The following is a 1,700-nucleotide window of genomic DNA, read 5'->3' as shown; positions in this document are numbered from 1 at the left end:
CGCTGTGCCAGTACCTCTGCCGTGACCGGCTCGCCATTTCCGGCTCCCGGCTGGACGCTGTTGTCCGGGATATCCCCCCACACGCGGCCACCGGTGATGGCACCGGGATTCCACGGACGGCCTTCACCGGCGATTCTTACCACCACACCACTGTCAGGATTATCACGGGCAATCCGGACACCATCCTGCATATTATCAGCCAGCAGGCTTTCTCCGTTACGGCTGCCCTGCAGGGCCACGAACTGCGCATCCCCGCTGCCTTTCACACGGCCTTCACCACTGAATCCCCGCAGCCCGTTTCCATCATCCGAGGTCAGCGGGTTCAGCCAGATACCGGCTGATTTGCCGTTACGGTCAAACGCCGGCAGTGCCACATACGGCTGTGGATATTTACGCCCCGGTGCAATAAACCGTGCAGGACTGTCTCCCCCGGCAAGCCCCGCCTGACGAAGAACGGCACGCCCTGCCGCCACGTCCCGCAGCTCCCGCGCCGTACTAAACAGCCGCTCTGCATTCATGACCTCCCGGTCCGGTTTCGGCTCCAGCACATCGTGGGCAGTTCCTTTCTGTACGGCATTGTTAATGGCATCCGTCCAGCCCTGACGGTTATCGGTGTACACCTGCACATGCTGCTTCATACGCGACAGGGCCACGTAGGCTGACTCAAAGCCGGCCATCAGTTTCCGGTTACCTTCCGTGCCTTCAAGCGCAATGGCAAAGGTTTCACTCGCACCCTGCGCACCGTGGGCGGTGATGGCATAGGCCAGGTCAATATGTTGCTCTGCCTGCTCCTGGGCGGGGCGAATCACCCGGGTCTGCTGTCCGTCCGACAGCGTGACACTGTCACCGGATACCGCTGTCACCGTCCAGACGCTGTTGGCCACATAACCACGCTCCCGGTCACTCTTCGTGAAGCGCATCCGGTCACCGGTCCCCACCCGGATTTTGTCCGGGGTGTACAGTGTGACACCTTCAGCCACCGCCTCCCGGGGCGAAATCAGCCGCGTGTTACCTTCCGCATCCTGCAGGGTTATCAGCCCGTCATCCCTGCTGATACCGGCAATCCGGTGATACACATTATCCACCAGGGCAAGTGCGTCCCGATGTGTCTCCCAGGTGGAAAGACGACGCAGTTCTCCGTCACGTATATTCGCTGTGTTCAGGACAGGCACCATGACCTGCTCTTTTCCCAGCTCACCGGCCTTTTCCCGTGCATCATGAATCATGCTGTTCAGCACGCGCCGGTCCTCATTCAGGTGCGTGACAATCAGCGTCTGCTCCCGTGCTTCCGGTGTCCTGCCGGTATAGTCGCGGACAATGGCTTCATACAGTGTCATGGGGACATCCGGGAAAGCCTCGCCTTTCAGCATCGCCTTCTGCTGCGCTTCTGCCAGTTTTGCTTCCTGGCTGTGACTGAACTCCGTCACGGAGTGCTCCGGTGCCCATGCGCCCTCCTGACGTGGCACCTGAGACGGTTTCACACTCTCAAGCCCGGACAGTGCCCTTTCCACATCCCGGTTAATCAGGCTGTATACCGCCTCCCGCAGTTCCGGCGTCTGACGCACAATCTCCTTCATGATGGCCACATCGGCAGCACTGCGCGTCTGCTGGAGACGGAAAGGCTGACCGGGCGCGATGGCCTGCAGCTGGTCCGTGTCACCGCTGGCCACGGCACGACCACCACCGGCCGCAATCAGGGC

At 61.1% G+C, this 1,700-nt stretch carries 1 protein-coding gene; it reads right to left on the bottom strand.

The genetic code is table 11. The annotated features are described in order from the left end of the window. A partial coding sequence (locus K0778_RS28740; protein ID WP_153520333.1) for a conjugative transfer relaxase/helicase TraI domain-containing protein occupies positions 1-1,700 on the bottom strand: 1,700 nt, incomplete at both ends.

The sequence above is a fragment of the Escherichia sp. XD33 genome (assembly GCF_019375075.1).
GTDB lineage: Bacteria > Pseudomonadota > Gammaproteobacteria > Enterobacterales > Enterobacteriaceae > Enterobacter > Enterobacter flexneri_A.
This window is presented reverse-complemented; position numbering and strand designations above follow the sequence as displayed.